Annotated in this window: 16 protein-coding genes; 10 read left to right on the top strand and 6 right to left on the bottom strand. The window is 33.2% G+C overall.

Annotated features, from left to right (window positions below; translation table 11 throughout):
• Window positions 1-2: 2 nt before the first annotated feature.
• Together A4F88_RS20390 and A4F88_RS20395 are read left to right on the top strand one after the other, a co-directional pair.
• Window positions 3-395 (top strand): ACT domain-containing protein, encoded by a 393-nt coding sequence (locus A4F88_RS20390; protein ID WP_068844605.1) that lies wholly within the window; start codon window positions 3-5, stop codon window positions 393-395.
• Between the two features lie 180 nt (window positions 396-575).
• Window positions 576-1,193: a hypothetical protein gene (locus tag A4F88_RS20395; RefSeq protein WP_068844606.1), complete on the top strand. Its 618-nt coding sequence runs from the start codon at window positions 576-578 to the stop codon at window positions 1,191-1,193.
• Between the two features lie 54 nt (window positions 1,194-1,247).
• Here A4F88_RS20395 and A4F88_RS20400 read toward each other — a convergent pair whose 3' ends face one another.
• On the bottom strand, window positions 1,248-1,811 hold the full coding sequence (locus A4F88_RS20400; protein ID WP_068844607.1) for a porin family protein: 564 nt from the start codon (window positions 1,809-1,811) through the stop codon (window positions 1,248-1,250).
• A 170-nt stretch (window positions 1,812-1,981) separates the two neighbouring features.
• On the opposite strand from A4F88_RS20400, the gene A4F88_RS20405 reads away from it, so the two are divergent.
• The 5 genes from A4F88_RS20405 to A4F88_RS20425 all read left to right on the top strand — a co-directional run bounded on the left by A4F88_RS20405 (window position 1,982) and on the right by A4F88_RS20425 (window position 9,011).
• Entirely contained in the window at window positions 1,982-2,386 is a 405-nt protein-coding gene (locus tag A4F88_RS20405) for a GNAT family N-acetyltransferase (RefSeq protein ID WP_068844608.1), read from the top strand.
• Window positions 2,387-2,645: 259 nt separating this feature from the next.
• A complete protein-coding gene (locus A4F88_RS20410) occupies window positions 2,646-3,026 on the top strand; it encodes a hypothetical protein (RefSeq protein ID WP_068844609.1) in 381 nt (126 codons plus the stop codon).
• Between the two features lie 177 nt (window positions 3,027-3,203).
• On the top strand, window positions 3,204-4,286 hold the full coding sequence (locus tag A4F88_RS20415) for an efflux RND transporter periplasmic adaptor subunit (RefSeq protein ID WP_068844610.1): 1,083 nt from the start codon (window positions 3,204-3,206) through the stop codon (window positions 4,284-4,286).
• Between the two features lie 113 nt (window positions 4,287-4,399).
• A complete protein-coding gene (locus A4F88_RS20420; RefSeq protein WP_068844611.1) occupies window positions 4,400-7,567 on the top strand; it encodes an efflux RND transporter permease subunit in 3,168 nt (1,055 codons plus the stop codon).
• A complete protein-coding gene (locus A4F88_RS20425; protein ID WP_068844612.1) occupies window positions 7,560-9,011 on the top strand; it encodes a TolC family protein in 1,452 nt (483 codons plus the stop codon). Before A4F88_RS20420 ends, A4F88_RS20425 begins: the two co-directional genes overlap by 8 nt.
• Before the next feature lie 225 nt (window positions 9,012-9,236).
• On the opposite strand, the gene A4F88_RS20430 is transcribed toward A4F88_RS20425, so the two are convergent.
• Window positions 9,237-9,986 carry a DeoR/GlpR family DNA-binding transcription regulator gene (locus A4F88_RS20430; RefSeq protein WP_068844613.1) on the bottom strand — a complete coding sequence of 250 codons (750 nt, stop codon included), beginning with the start codon at window positions 9,984-9,986 and terminating at the stop codon, window positions 9,237-9,239.
• Window positions 9,987-10,071: 85 nt separating this feature from the next.
• Here A4F88_RS20430 and A4F88_RS20435 point away from each other — a divergent pair, with 85 nt between their 5' ends.
• Entirely contained in the window at window positions 10,072-10,605 is a 534-nt protein-coding gene (locus A4F88_RS20435) for a 5' nucleotidase, NT5C type (protein WP_068844614.1), read from the top strand.
• A gap of 125 nt (window positions 10,606-10,730) precedes the next feature.
• Here the strand turns inward: A4F88_RS20435 and A4F88_RS20440 are convergent, their stop codons facing one another.
• From A4F88_RS20440 to A4F88_RS25850, 3 genes are all read right to left on the bottom strand, one after another.
• A complete protein-coding gene (locus A4F88_RS20440; protein ID WP_068844615.1) occupies window positions 10,731-12,440 on the bottom strand; it encodes a tetratricopeptide repeat-containing sensor histidine kinase in 1,710 nt (569 codons plus the stop codon).
• Window positions 12,441-12,493: 53 nt separating this feature from the next.
• A complete protein-coding gene (locus A4F88_RS20445; RefSeq protein WP_068844616.1) occupies window positions 12,494-12,682 on the bottom strand; it encodes a membrane lipoprotein lipid attachment site-containing protein in 189 nt (62 codons plus the stop codon).
• A gap of 192 nt (window positions 12,683-12,874) precedes the next feature.
• Complete coding sequence (locus tag A4F88_RS25850) at window positions 12,875-13,009, bottom strand: hypothetical protein (protein ID WP_255564677.1); 135 nt, start codon at window positions 13,007-13,009, stop codon at window positions 12,875-12,877.
• A gap of 240 nt (window positions 13,010-13,249) precedes the next feature.
• On the opposite strand from A4F88_RS25850, the gene A4F88_RS20450 reads away from it, so the two are divergent.
• Window positions 13,250-13,882 carry a hypothetical protein gene (locus A4F88_RS20450; protein WP_068844617.1) on the top strand — a complete coding sequence of 211 codons (633 nt, stop codon included), beginning with the start codon at window positions 13,250-13,252 and terminating at the stop codon, window positions 13,880-13,882.
• A 347-nt stretch (window positions 13,883-14,229) separates the two neighbouring features.
• Entirely contained in the window at window positions 14,230-14,592 is a 363-nt protein-coding gene (locus tag A4F88_RS20455; protein WP_143155066.1) for a hypothetical protein, read from the top strand.
• A gap of 126 nt (window positions 14,593-14,718) precedes the next feature.
• Here A4F88_RS20455 and A4F88_RS20460 read toward each other — a convergent pair whose 3' ends face one another.
• Window positions 14,719-16,071 carry a GH1 family beta-glucosidase gene (locus A4F88_RS20460; protein ID WP_068844619.1) on the bottom strand — a complete coding sequence of 451 codons (1,353 nt, stop codon included), beginning with the start codon at window positions 16,069-16,071 and terminating at the stop codon, window positions 14,719-14,721.
• Window positions 16,072-16,089 lie beyond the last annotated feature (18 nt).

A 16,089-nucleotide genomic window follows, 5' to 3' on the forward strand; every position in this document is an offset into this window, starting at 1 on the left:
AAATGTCTGGAGAAAAAGATTTACAACAATTACTTAAAAGCATGAAACCGGAACATATTGCCGGAGATTATGTTTTTTGTAAAGTGGAACGTTTAGAAAAAATAGATCTAAACAATATCGAAATGTTTTTTAAAGAAAAAGAAGCCATTACTCTGATTCTTAAAAAAGAAATTGCCGATACCTTAAAACTCGAATACTCAGTTTTAATGTCCTGGATAACGCTTACAGTGCATTCTTCGTTAGAAGCAATTGGATTAACGGCAGCCTTTTCGAAAGCACTTTCAGAAAGAGAAATTAGCTGTAATGTAGTAGCAGCTTATTATCACGACCATATTTTTGTAAATAAAAAAGATGTTAGCAAAGCAATAGAGATCCTAAACTCATTTTCAGGTTAAAACTTATTGATTTTCAGTCTTGTAAAATAACTACTATAAAAAAGAGAATCTAAAATTTTAGGTCCTCTTTTTTATTTACTAAAATTGTTTTCTGTTAGATATAAATAAATACGATAAACCGTAAAAAACTTTCAAATTAAAAAGCTAGGTTTGCAAAAAAATAAAAAACCTACTACAAAAATGAAAAATCCTCTACTTTTGATTGTTTTGTTGATTGTTTCTAAGGCAATTGCCCAAAATGATCAGAAAACTGCATTTCAAAAAAGTCGATATGAATTAGCTGTTTCCTATTATAAAAAAGCTGATTTTAAAAAAGCCCTTGATTTATTTCATATCGCATCCAGAATTAAACCCGAAACTGAAATTGGTAAAGAATCTATGCAGAAAATAGATACTTTGAAGAATGTTTTGAGAGAAGCTATTTTAACTCAGGCTTTAGGAACCTGGAAAATGATTGGAGATAAACCAGTTTGGGCTTTCAATCAAAAAGAAACCGGAAAAGAGAAAGAATCTGATGAATTTATAGCCATTACACCTAGTGAGATTTTGTTTTATGAAAAAAACAAAAAGACTCAGGAAAAGAAGATAATAAAAACCGAAAGCTTAGTTTATTATAATAAAGATGCGTCGGATTCTTTATATTCTGATATCATTCTGTCAGATGGAACCATCTGGAATTGTTCGATTAATGAAGATTCTGATCAGTTGCGTGTCATTAACGTTGGTAAGAAAACCGATAACGGAGTGGAGAAAATAGAAAGCAATAACATGGAGCTTTTTTATGTGAAAGTAAAATAAAGAAAAAAGGGAATCTAAAATAATCAGATTCCCTTTTTTTATGTCAAAATGTTATTATAAAAATTTCAGTCCTAAAGAAATATTAGAAACACCTGTTTTTATATTTCTCCCTGACGGATCAAGATCAGAAACTCCTGCAAGATATCGGTAATCTAAAGTCAGTTTCCATAAATCTACACCAACGCCGCCCAGAATACTACTGTTGTTTTTTTCGATAGCAATATAATTTAGATTATTATTGGCTTTTATATCTGAATAGTTTTTCCAGTTGTATCCGGCAAAAATTCGAACATTACCCAATTTCCCTAAAGGAACAATTTTAAAACCAATAAGTAAGGTAGCATCAGTTCCGGATAATTTATATTCAGTTTCCCCAATTCCCGTTTGAGAAACACTAAATTTTGACTGCGCATAACCAAATTCGCCCTGACAATAAAAAAGCAATAAATTTACTCTTGCAAATCCCGCAACACCTATGCCGGTTCCGGAACTTTTCGAACTAAAATCATCAGTAATAGGAGAAGTTATATTATAAGTAAACTGAGGTCCAAATTGTATCAATTGTGCAAAACCATTTACACTAATACATAATAATGCTGCTAAAATGAATTTTTTCATAAGTGGATTTGTTTTTAGATACTATAAAAATAAATATTATTAATCATAAACGAATGATTTATCTTATTTATTTTGAGTTATAATTTTGATAATGAGTTAAATATGTTTTTGTTTCTGTAAAAAAATGGAATTGTAAAATCATGTAAATTTGAAGCAGAAGAAAAAATACAATGAAAATTAAAGAAATTCAGGCTTCAGAAACCTGGCAAATCAGACATGAAGTCATGTGGACGGACCAGCCTTTTGCGTTCGTACAATTAGAAGAAGATAATGCAGGACTACATTTTGGTGTTTTTGAGGCGGAAAAACTGGTTTCGATAATCTCCTGTTTTATTATAAAAGATGAAATGCAGTTTAGAAAACTGGCAACTTTAGAAAACTATCAGGGAAAAGGAATCGCTTCAAAATTACTGGAGTATGTTTTAAAGCTCGCAAAAGACAAAAAAATAAATAAAGTTTGGTGCAACGCACGAGTAAATAAAACATCTTTTTATAAGAAATTCGGAATGACCGATACACAGAAAACCTTCGTAAAAGCAGGACAGGAATTTACCATAATGGAGGTTTTGTTATGAAAAAGAGTATGAATTTTATGGATTAAAATGTACAGAACTAAATAATTGCGATTTTGACTGTTTTATCTTAATTTAAGCTTATAGATTGGGATGATTCTAATATGAAGCCATTTTTTTGTGAATTTTTAGCAAAAAAGTACAATAAATTATAATAATTTGTGCCTATTAAAGCAATGAAAACGTTTTCGGTTTTATTAAATGTTAAAGCTTATAAAAAAATCTTTTTTTGTTTCGATACTTTGCTTACTTTCGCACCCAAATGAGAAAGTTAATAGTATTTTTAGTATTCATGAATTTGCTTCTGTTCGGCGGAGGACAATATCTTAATGCGGGTACTCCACAAAACTTTCATCAACATACTCTTGAGAAAAAACACCGTGTGAAATTTACGAATCAGGATCAGGGCAGCTCTATTATTGAAGATGCCGATGTAGATCTCGAGGAGGAATATCTTGGAAGTGATGATCTCGATGGAATTACGAATAAGTTTTTTGCAACAAACTACAGTTTACTTGACGATTGGTACCTTTCCTTTTCAAGCCAGACTATTGTAAATGATTATAATCGTTTAAAAATCTTCGTGCCATTTTTTGGCCAGTCAAATCCTATTTACATTACCCAACAGGTTTTAAGAATTTGATCTAACCATATACATCGGTTACCTAAGTTGTGATCCTGCATATCTTGTTGATGTATATTTTTTTTACCTCTTCTTATATGAAAGTTTAAGGGCTGACTAAGGCAGACTGATGCATTTTTCCATCTAAAGGAATCTCTGTATTCCAAGCATTCAATCGCTTAATTTCCAAACTAAATCATGAAAAGAATTATCTTGTTCACAGGCTTTATGGCTCTGGTGTGCCTTACTAGTTGTTCAACTAAAAAAGAAGAAAAAGAAGAAGCAGAAAAATTCACCGTTACAAATCCGGTTAGAATCGATACTTCATTTACAAAAGAGTATGTTTCGCAAATTAAATCTGTGCGAAATATTGAAATCCGTGCCCAGGAAAAAGGGTTTTTACAAAACATTTATGTTGACGAAGGTCAGTTTGTAAAAAAAGGGCAATTATTGTTTAGAATTATGCCAAACATGTATCAGTCTGAATTACTAAAAGCTGAGGCAGAACAAAAATCAGTAGAAATTGAATTACAAAATTCAAAATTATTAGCAGATAAAAATATCGTTTCTAAAAACGAATTAAGTGTAGCCCAGGCAAAATTGCAATCTGCAAAAGCTGAAGTGGCATTGGCAAAACTTCATTTATCATTCACAGAAATCAGAGCTCCGTTTGACGGAACAATTGACCGTATTCCATTAAAACTAGGAAGTTTAATTGATGAAGGTGAATTATTGACAAGCCTTTCAGACAACAGTCAAATGTTTGCTTATTTCAATGTTACTGAGCCAGAATATCTTCAATATGAAACTAATGTTAAAGACCGTGCTGATAATAAAGTAAATTTAGTTTTAGCTAATGGTGAAACATTTAAATATAAAGGAAATGTTGAGGTAATTGAAAGTGAATTTAACAATGAAACCGGAAATATCGCTTTTAGAGCAAGATTCCCAAATTCTGAAAAATTACTTAGAAACGGTGAAACAGGACAAATTCAAATGTTCCTGCCTCTTAAAAATGCTATTGTAATTCCTCAAAAAGCTACTTACGAAATTCAGGATAAAAAATATGTTTTTGTTGTAGATAAGAATAACAAAGTGACATCAAGAGAAATTACTATTACAGGTGAAGTACCTGATTTGTATGTAGTCAGAACTGGTCTAACTGAAAATGATAAAATCTTGCTTGAAGGAGTTCAAAAAGTAAAAGAAAACGACAAAATCAAATATGAATTCCAGGCACCTAAAGAAGTAATAAATCATTTGCGTACAAAAGCAGAATAGGTTTTTTGTTTTAAAAGTTTCAAGTTTCAGGTTTCAAGTTAAATGAAATGTGAAACGTGAGACACGGAACAATTTTAAACTTTCAATTAGTTTAATCATTAAAAAAAATAAAAATGTTTAATAAATTTATACAAAGACCTGTTCTGTCGATAGTAATATCGCTGATAATTGTCTTTTTAGGGATATTGTCGGTATTGAATTTGCCAATTACTCAGTTCCCTACCATTTCACCGCCAATTGTGAATGTGACCGCAGATTATCCTGGTTCAAATGGTGAGTTGATGATTAAAGCAGTTGTTATTCCTCTTGAAAGAGCCTTAAATGGTGTTCCGGGAATGAAATATATGGCTTCTGATGCAGGAAATGATGGTGAAACTACAATAAAAGTGGTGTTTAATTTAGGTACAGATCCTAATCAGGCAGCAATTAACGTTCAAAACCGTGTGGCTTCTGTAACCAATAAACTACCTCCGTTAGTAATTAGAGAAGGTATCAAAATTACACGAGAAGTACCAAGTATGTTGATGTACGTGAACCTTTACAGTACAGACAAAAATACTGATATGAAGTTCTTGTACAACTATGCTGATATCAATGTACTTTCTGAACTAAAAAGGGTAAATGGTATTGGATCGGGAGATATCTTAGGAACACGTGAATATGCGATGCGTATCTGGTTAAAACCAGATCGTATGCTGGCTTACAAAATATCTGCTGATGAGATCATGGATGCATTATCAAGTCAGAGTTTAGAGGCTTCGCCTGGAAAAACAGGAGAAAGTTCCGGTAAACGTTCTCAGGCATTTGAGTACGTACTGAAATATTCCGGACGTTTTACAACAAAAGAACAGTATGAGAATATTGTGGTAAAAGCAAGTCCTAATGGAGAACTTTTAAGACTTAAAGATGTTGCCAAAGTTGAATTTGGTAGCTCGATGTATGATATTTATTCGAACTTAAATGGAAGACCATCTGCAGCGATTGTATTAAAACAGTCTTTTGGAAGTAACGCAAATCAGGTTATTGAAGAGGTAAAGGCTAAACTGGAAAAAATCAAACAGAAATTTCCAAAAGGAATGGATTATGAAATCTCGTATGACGTTTCTAAATTCCTTGATGCTTCTATCGAAAAAGTAATCCATACGCTTGTTGAAGCATTTATCCTGGTAGGTTTAGTAGTTTTCCTTTTCTTAGGAGACTGGAGATCTACAGTAATCCCGGCAATTGCAGTACCAGTTTCGTTAGTTGGAACTTTCGTATTCATGACATTCTTCGATATTTCGTTGAACTTAATTACATTATTTGCTTTAGTATTGGCAATTGGAGTCGTCGTCGATGATGCGATTGTGGTTATTGAGGCTGTACACGCCAAGATGGAAGAGGAACACCTCTCACCACTTAAAGCAACTAAAAAGGCAATGCACGAGATTGCAGGAGCAATTATAGCGATTACATTCCTGATGGCAGCGGTATTTATTCCGGTTGCATTTATGTCAGGTCCGGTTGGAATTTTCTACAGACAGTTCTCTGTAACTATGGCAACAGCAATTATTCTTTCTGGTATTGTAGCTTTGACACTGACACCAGCACTTTGTGCAATGATGTTAAAAAATAATCACGGTGTAGCTAAAAAGCCAACTCCCGCAAATAGATTCATTGATGCTTTCAACAATAAGTTCAATTTAGCGCAAGGTAAATACCAAAATGTATTAGGTAAAATTGTCAACAGAAGAGTTGTAACTATTGTTGCACTTCTTGTTTTCTGTGCAGGAACATGGTTAATAAGCAGTACTGTTCCTTCAGGATTTATTCCTAATGAGGATCAGGGAATGTTCTATGCTGTTATTCAGACCCCTCCAGGTTCTTCTTTAGAGAGAACAAATAATATCGCTGAGAGAGTTCAAAAAATTGCTGAAACTATTGATGGAGTAAAATCAGTTTCTTCGTTGGCAGGTTATGAAATGTTATCTGAAGGTACAGGTTCAAACTCAGGGACTTGTTTAGTCAATCTTAAGGATTGGAGTGACAGAAAAGGTTCTGTTCTTGACATTATGAAGGAAATGGAGGAAAAATGTAAAGATATTGCTGGTGCAAATATCGAGTTTTTCCAACCGCCTGCAGTGCCTGGATATGGAGCTGCCGGTGGATTTGAGCTTCGTTTGTTAGATAAAACAGGTTCTGTAGATTACAAAAAAATGGAACAAGTAAATAATGATTTTGTTGCTGAATTGAACAGACAGCCGGAATTATCTAATGTATTTAGTTTCTATAGCTCTAGTTTTCCTCAATACATGATGAAAGTAGACAATGATTTGGCACAGCAAAAAGGTGTTTCTATTGAAAACGCGATGAATACTTTGTCAACTCTTGTAGGAAGTAACTATGAGATCAGTTTCATTAAATTTGGTATTAACTATAAAGTAATCGTTCAGGCTTCGCCGGAATACCGTTCTCAGCCAGATGATATCTTGAAATTGTATGTAAAAAATAGTCGTGATGAAATGGTGCCTTTTTCTGCTTTTATGAAATTAGAAAAAGTATACGGACTTTCAGAGATTACAAGACATAATATGTACACTTCTACTCAGATCAGTGGTTCTGCCGCTCCTGGTTATAGTTCTGGTACTGCGATTAAAACGATCCAGAAAATTGCTGCTGAAAAACTACCGAGAGGTTATGATATTGATTGGGCAGGTATTTCTGCCGATGAGGTGGCTCAGGGTAATCAGGCTATTTGGGTATTCTTGATCTGTTTAGGATTCGTTTACCTGGTATTAGCTGCTCAATATGAGAGTTTTATTTTACCATTGTCTGTAATTCTTTCTTTACCAGCAGGTATTTTTGGAGCTTTCCTTCTATTGAAATTAACAGGACTGGAAAATAACATTTATGCTCAGGTAGCAATGGTAATGCTTATTGGATTATTAGGTAAAAATGCTGTATTGATTGTAGAGTTTGCGATACAAAGACATGCGGCCGGATTAACTGTTTTACAAGCAGCAATGGAAGGTGCAAAAGCAAGGTTCCGCCCGATCCTGATGACTTCATTTGCATTTATTGCAGGATTATTACCTTTAACTTTTGCAACTGGTCCGGGTAAAATTGGTAACAGAACAATTGGTACCGCAGCTGCTGGAGGTATGCTTATCGGAACGATTTGCGGTGTATTCTTGATTCCGGGCTTGTATTTCATTTTTGCCAAAATTGCAGAGAAACATAAACTGGTAAAACATGAAGAAGAAAATCCATTAACAGAAGAAATTGATAACAATCATGTATAAATTCAAATCATATCAATATGGTATTGCATTAGGGATATGTCTTACGGTTGCAGGGTGTAAAGCCCCTGCGCCTGAGGCAGCAATAACCACAAGTGCACCGGTTCCTGAGTCGTTTGGTGCAACAGCTCAAACTCAGGACGCAAACAATAATACCTCAGCATTAGCCTGGAAAGATTACTTTAAAGATCAAAATCTTATTGATTTGATTGATATTGCCCTGAAAAACAATCAGGAGTTAAACATTACTTTGCAGGAAATCGAAATTGCAAAAAATGACATTCGTGTAAGAAAAGGACTTTTATTACCAACAGTTGGTGTTCGCGCCGGAGCAGGAGTAGAAAAAGTGGGTAGATATACCAGTCAAGGTGCCGGTGATGCTTCTACAGAAATCAAACCTGGAAAAGAAATGCCGGATCCACTTGGAGATTTTACAATCTCGGCTTATGCAAACTGGGAAGTAGATATCTGGAAAAAACTGCGTAATTCTAAAAAAGCAGCTTTAAACAGATATTTAGCAACAGTTGAAGGTAAAAATTTTGTGATTACAAACCTTATTGCTGAAGTTGCTGATTCATATTACGAATTAATGGCTTTAGACAATCAGCTGGATATTGTAAAACAAACCATCAAATTGCAGACTAATGCTTTAGAAATTGTAAAAGTTCAAAAGCAGGCTGCAAGAGCGACAGAACTAGGAGTTAAGAAGTTTGAGGCAGAAGTTTTAACTTCACAAAGCTTAGAGTTTGATATTTTACAGCAAATAAAAGAAGCCGAAAATAAAATCAACTTTTTATTGGGTAGATATCCACAGGAAATTAAAAGAACAAGCAATGAAAATTTCTTAAGTTTGTTGCCAGCGGCTGTAAATTCTGGAATTCCGTCTCAATTGTTAGCAAATCGTCCAGATGTAAAACAGGCAGAATTAGAATTAGTTGCTGCAAAATTAGATGTAAAAGTGGCTCGTGCTGAGTTTTATCCATCTTTGGATATTTCTGCTGCAGTAGGAGTAAACGCTTTCAAACCTTCTTACTTGTTTACTATGCCTGAATCTCTTTTATATTCATTGGCAGGAGATCTTGTTGCACCACTGATTAACAGAAATGCGATTAAAGCAGAATTTGCAAGTGCAAATGCAAGACAACTTGAGGCATTGTACAATTATGATCGTACGGTTTTGAATGCTTATTTAGAAGTTTCAAATCAGCTTTCTAAAATTGAAAACCTACAAAAAGGGTATGATTTAAAATCGAAACAAGTAGATGCATTAAATACTTCTATTGATGTTTCTAACGATTTGTTTAAATCAGCCAGAGTTGATTATTTCGAAGTTTTAATGACACAACGTGATGCATTAGAAGCGAAATTGGAATTGGTAGATACTAAAAAAGAACAATTGAATGCTGCAGTCCATGTTTATAGAGACTTAGGCGGCGGTTGGAAATAATATTGCTAATTAATTTGTAGAAAAAAGCCTTTTGAGATTACTCTCAAAAGGCTTTTTGTTTTTCGGATTATTCGAATTACTTGTGATATTCTTTTATGGAAATTAGTGCCTAGCCCTGATAGAAGTGGAAATCCTTTTGCTTTTTCTTTAAAAGCAAAAGATTGAAACGGATAGCAGGAAATAGCTCCTTATTAAAAAGTTTATAAAATCTAAATTCCTTTAGATTTAAACAATAGTAACACCAGTCTTTTTATACATTTTAAAAATGTCTTCCTCTGGTGAAATATTTGTTACGAGAACATTAATATCTTTAAGAGGACAAACAAAATAAGATTCGGCAGTGTCAATTTTTTCAGCAGAACCCAATGCGATAACAAAATTAGAGTTTTGAATCATATTCTTTTTAATTTGCGAATCGTCATATAAAATACCTGTAACACCTCTTTCATGATGAATGCTGCAAAGTCCTAAAATACAAATGTCGGCCCTGAAATTTCGAAAGAAATCTATGGTTTCGATACTGGCTGTGGTAAAAGAGGTTTTACACATTTTTCCACCTGCAAAAATGAGTTCAATATTAGGTAAATCTTCTACTAATGCTGCAACCGGAAAACTATTGGTAATAACTGTTATTTTTAAATCATAAGGAAAGCTGGCAACTAAAGCCAGCGAAGTTGTTCCGCCATCAATAAATACCACTTGTCCGTCTTTTAAGAAAGAAATTGCTTTTTCGGCAATAATTTTCTTGTTTTCAAGATCGTGTTTTTCTCGGTTTCTAAAGTGTAACGGAATTGGAGAAGGAGCTACTGCGCCACCCCTGACTGCTTTTAGTAGTCCCTGATCCGAAAGTTCTTTAACATCTCTTCTAATGGTGTCTTCGGACACATTTAGATATTCACTCAACTCCAATAGAGTAACCCTGTGTTCTTTTGATAAATATTCTAAAATTACTTTTTGACGTTCTTCCTTTTTCATTCGATGCAAATTTATATTGCAAAAATAAGTTAAAATTGCAATACTTTGCAATATTTGCGTAAATTTGTTGCAAAATAAATTTATAATGGAAAAGAAAACTATTGCCGTTGATATGGATGGCGTGCTGGCTGATATAGAAGCACAATTAATTGAACATTACAATGAGGCGCATGGAACAACTCTTTCTAAGGAAAGCATTCAGGGATTATCTGAAGAGGAAGCTTTTAAGGAAAGAGATCTGGTACGTGGCATTTTAAATAAAGATAATTTTTTCAGGTCATTGCCAGTAATGCCGGATGCAGTTGAAAGTTTACGCAGACTACAGGATAATTTTGAAATTTTTATTGTTTCTGCTGCAACAGAATTTCCGGTTTCACTTGCTGAAAAAGTAGATTGGCTTGGAGAACATTTTCCCTTTATCAAATGGGAGAATATTATTTTATGCGGAAGCAAAAGAATCATCAATACAGATTATATGATCGATGATCATTGTAAAAATCTGGATTATTGTATAGGGAAACCTATTATGTTTACAGCATTTCATAACGTAGATAAAACACATCATTTAAGAGTGAATAACTGGAAAGAAGTGGTTGCTGTTTTAGAAGAGACATTATAAGCTTAATAAGGTTATAATTGTATTGTTTTTTGAAGAAAAAGCCTTTCGGGAATAATCCTGAAAGGTTTTTATAATTTTATTCGTCAATGTTAAAGGATTTTACAATATAAAACTTTAATGGGTATTTATTTGGGTATGGATATTTTTACTTTAAACCCTTTATCAGGCTCTGTGTCAAAATCGATAGTTCCTTTAGCTGCCTGAATACGGTTTTCCATGTTTTGGAGCCCATTTTTTACCATCTTAGTTTTTTCACAGCCTTTTCCATTATCGATATAGTTTATTAAAATTGATTTTGGATCATTTTCAAACTTTATAATAACCAGATTTGCATCACTATGTTTTTTCATATTTACCATTAACTCCTGTAAGATTCTGCTAATGGTGATTTTTTTTATATCATCAATAATTTCCCAATTTGTATTTTCCAAATTAGTGATCATGATATTTCTTTCGTTGGTATTATAAGCCGAAAGCATTTGTTTGATACTATGGGTGAAATTTATTCCGGTATCAATTCGGTTATTTTCTCTTGAAATTCCTCTCACACGGGCGTATATATCATCTAATTTTTGAAGTAGATTTTCTTTGGTACTTTCTTTGGATAATGGTTGAGATTCAGCAAAGGCAATGACATGAAAAACATCGTTAGCCAGTTCGTCATGGATTTTTTTTGCAATTCGGGTTTCGGTATTGTACGAAGTTTTAAATTCTATAGCCTTGTTCTTGTTTTTGTAATATCGTATTAGAATCACGATTAAAATGACTAAAAAAACAAATGCAATTACAAATACAATTCGTAGATATTTTGCTTTTTGAAGTGATAAGAGATTTTCTGCTTTTTCTAAGCGAAGTTTTGCGTTTTCGTCTTTTTCTTTTTTCGCATCGTATTTAATTTTCGCATACTTATTTTTAAAGTTATTTCTAATCTTAATAATACTGTCGTTTAAAGTGAAATACCTTTGAACAAATTTGCTGTTTTGTGCGCTGTGATCATTTGAAATTAAAATTTGCAGTGCTTCTAATCGTTCATCAACACTATTTAGTTGTGTAGCTGCATTGTACGCAGCAAGGGCATTTTCATCTGATTTTTGAATGTCCTTTTTAGTGTAGTAATCAGCAAGGTGCAAATAACTTTCAATGCTTCCATAAGTATTGTTGAATTCTTTTCTTATTTGGAGCGCTTCATTCATTAAATAGAATCCTTTTTCATCCATTCCCTTCTTAAAATAAGCATAACCTAAGTTATCCAGAATTAGGGATTTTTTAGTTACATGAGTTTTCTCTTTTAATAATTTTTTGCTCAAGAGAGACTCTAACAGATAGATTGCCTTATTATATTTTTTTTGCAGGATATAAACAACTGCAATATTATTTAAAGGATCTAATTTTTCAATAGAATTTTCATATCCATTAACAGCTTCTTTATAATAAAGAATTGCATCATCATAAAGAGAAAGTTCCTTGTCTGCTATACCTAATTTAGTATTTATGGAAGCAGTATATTCACTATTTTTTCTAATATAAGGTAATGCTTCTGTCACAGTTTCTTTACTCCCATAATAGTCTCCGTTGACCTGCTGAATTGCTGCCATTTGGATAAGTATATACCCTACATTGGTACTATCTTTTAAAGTTTCATAAAGTGTTTTTGACTTGTTAAACTCATGAAAAGCGGTATTAAAGTTTTGTTTTTCGTAATTTTCAATTGCTTTGTTGCGTAAGCTAAGTGCCTCTTTTCGTATAGGTTCTGTATCAATACTGATAGTCTTTTTTTCTTGACAGGAAATAAGAAAAAGTAGTATAATAAAAGAAAAAAACGGGGACCGTAACATATAAATTTACTTTCCCCGAAAATAGTAATTAATTAGATACTAAAAATATATATTTAGTCATCAGTTGCTGGAGGCGTTGTTGCTCCACCATTGCCATCCCCTGGACCATCTGCATAAGTTGTTTTTAAAGGAGTAACCTTTTTCTCTGTTTCTTGTTTTTTCGGAGTTTCATATTCATCCGGAGTACAAGAACATATAGTAAGTATTAACGCAAAAGCGATAAAAAAGAATAGTTTTTTCATTTTGATTTAATTTAGAAATTAGACATGGGTATTGCTGTCCGGAATTGATCCGGGGCTTGTTTTTGGCAATACCAAATTGATTTTTTGGGAAGTAAACCGTGTAGAACTGTAAGACGTTATTTATACTTCCCGAATAAACTCGGTCTTACGGTTTTTTACACTGTTAATTTGAACTAGTTTTATATATTTGTTTTAGTCTGCAGACAAAACTTGAACTAATTTCTGATACAAAGGAAAGGCACTTTTAGAGCACTGTAGATAAGGGATTCCCGGAATTCCTGCGTTTTCCTGAGATTCCCATGAATTCCCAATAATATAAAAATGCAAAGCCTGTTTTTTTATTAATTGTTAATTATTCCTGAACAAATCTCTATAATAATAGATGCAATAAGTCAGACAAAAGTTGGCTGAACTGATTAAAAAAAAGCAGAAATAATATGTAACCGGAATAAAAATTGAATGTGCTGGTAAAAATTTGAATTGTAGAAGTCAAAAAATAAAAGCATAGTTTTTTTTTGGGTTAAAAATGAAAATAAAAGGGACAAAGAGGTTCCTAAAAAAAGCAAAATGAATAATACATTAGAAGAATATAAAAAAGCGATTAAAATTAAATACGAACTCGAAAAAGAGGGAGAACACTTTGATTATTTGTATAGCCCGTCCCGAGGAAAACTCCGCGATTTATGCTGGCTTATTTTCGAGAATAACCCAACTCAGGATGATTTAAATGTTTTTAAAAATTTATTGTGCTTAGATTTTGATCATACCAAAAAGAATAAGTTTAAGGAACAAAAAGATAAGTTCAGACCCATCGAAACCTTTTTTAAAGGAGAAACAGATCCATTGAATATTGATGCAATAAATCTTGCTGCAGTTATAGTCGATTTTCAACCGCGCCCTTTTAAAAAGTTTAATGAGAAGTGTAGAATTGAAGAAGCTAAGCAAATTGAAAGAGCCGAAAAAGACATGGCAGTTGTTGGAGTAGAAAATAAAATCATAGAAAAAGAGGGTTTTGTGGAACATGAAAATGAAGAGTCGAAAGAACATCCCGAAAAAAGAAATTCTCTATTTAATTTTGCAGCTATATTTTCTAAAAAAATAGCTCAAAGGATATATCCCAGAAAAATAATAACAATAGGAGTTGGAGCAGTCGCTTTGGTATCTTCTGCGCTTTTGTACTTTGTACAGAAAAAAGATTAGAAAAGTCAGTTTCTAAATGAAGTGGAGAAGCATTTTGCAAAATAAAATGCTTGAAGAGATAAAAAAAATAAATTTTTGAAAGATAATTGTGGCGTTTAAAAAGTTTGTTTTTAGGCATATATTTACTGTTGATTACACAATAAAGATAAGAAAAAAAACTCGATAAACCTAGTAAAATCAGGTAAAATAGCTGTTTTTTATTGTTTTTTTTGAGTTTTAATTTTTCATTTTGCCAGCAGTAAAATTTGATTTTTTGCATTAGCAGCATTGCTATAAAATTATCTATATTTATAAAAAATAATAGATTTTTAAATTTCTATTACGTATCCGTTTAAAAAATATCTTCTATGAAAAAGCTTTTAATACTAGTCATTATTTTATGCACTGTGGGCTGTAAAAAATACGTTGTCTCGTTTGAACAGCCAACTAACATGAAATTGGATAATTTAAAGCTGGAAGTTTTTCTAGATAAGGAGAAAGTTCAGGAAATTAATTTAAAAGTAACAGAAGGATTGCCTACTTACGAAACAGTAGGATTGTCAACATCTGGTGATGGAAAACACTTGCTTCAGGTTAAAGCAAAAGATACAACCTTTAGTTTTGATGTAAAATATCCTGAAGAAAAATATATCAGAATCGTAACTAACTTAAAAGCTAATGGAAAAATTCATGTTGGGATCTTAAAACAGAATTACAAATATAAGTCTTAATGATATCTGAGTTTAAATGAAAAAGTTCGCAAGGCTATTTATAAATAGCTTTGCGAACTTTTTATTAACTTATAGTTCTTACAGAAACTTAGCGAACTTAGCGAACTTAGCGGTAAAATGAGACAGCTACGATAAAAAATCTTTAAACCACAATCCTGAATTTTTAATGGTTCGTTGTTGTGTTTCGAAATCAACGTGAATTAACCCGAATCTGGCGTTGTAACCTTCAGCCCATTCAAAGTTGTCGGTAAGACTCCATACAAAATAACCTTCGACATTTAGACCGTCCTTTTTGGCTTTGAGAATCTGTTCTAAATGGTCCTGAATATAATGGGTACGCTTAATGTCGTATACTTTTCCGTTACTTAAAGTATCGGGAAATGCAGCACCATTTTCGGTTATGATGATTTTCCTGATGCCCTTATATTGATTAAATTTTTTGAGGACATGATATAAAGCTGGAGGATAAACTTCCCAGCCCATTTCGGTTGAAATTACGTTTCTTTTTTCGGCACTCACTAATTCGGCACCAATATAGGGTACCAACATGGCTGACTTTACTATTTCCCGGGTATAACATTGCAGACCTATAAAATCAAAATCAAAAGCCAGGTTGTTGAGATCGTCTTCTAAAATATAGTTGTTGAGCTTTTTTAGTACAGGCAGATCAGCCTGGGGATAACCCAATCCTAAAATAGGTTCTATAAAAGTTCTGTTTAGTAGAGTATCAACACGTTTTGCGGCTTCAATATCTTTTGAACTTTCAGTTGCCGGCTCAATATGTGTACAGGAAAAAGTAGTTCCTATGTTTGCTTCGGGTACTTGATTTCGAAGAATTTTTGCCCCTGCAACCGTTGCCAATGTAACATGGTGCATAGCTTTAAGATAATTAGTAATGCCTTTTCTGCCTGGAGCATGAATGCCAAGAAAATATCCTGCACCTGTAAAAACCGATGGTTCATTGATGACCATCCAGTTTTTGACGCGATCGCCAAAATGTTCGGCACAAACAGCAACATATTCCGAAAACCATGAAACAGATTCTCTGTTTGTCCATCCGCCTTTGGTTTCTAAAGCATGAGGAAGATCCCAATGATAAAGTGTAATCCAGGGCTCAATTCCGGAAGCTAGTAAAGAATCTATGATTTTGTTGTAATAATCAATTCCCGCCTGATTTACAGGGTGAACTCCTGTAGGCATAATTCGTGGCCAACTGATCGAAAACCTAAAATTCGGAATGTTTAGTTCGTTAATTAAGTCGATATCGGTTTGGTAGGAATTGTAGAAATCGCAGGCTGTTATGGCGTGATGTCCGTTTTTTATTTTTCCTTTTTGAGATGTGAAAACATCCCAGATAGAAAAACCTTTTCCGTCGGCATCATGTGCGCCTTCAATTTGGAAAGCAGCGGTTGAAACACCCCACAAGAAATTATCACCAAATTGGTCTTTATGCAAAAATGCGGTCTCAATTTTATTCATTCAAGTCAGTTTTTCCTT

Source organism: Flavobacterium chilense, assembly GCF_001602525.1.
GTDB classification, from domain to species: domain Bacteria; phylum Bacteroidota; class Bacteroidia; order Flavobacteriales; family Flavobacteriaceae; genus Flavobacterium; species Flavobacterium chilense.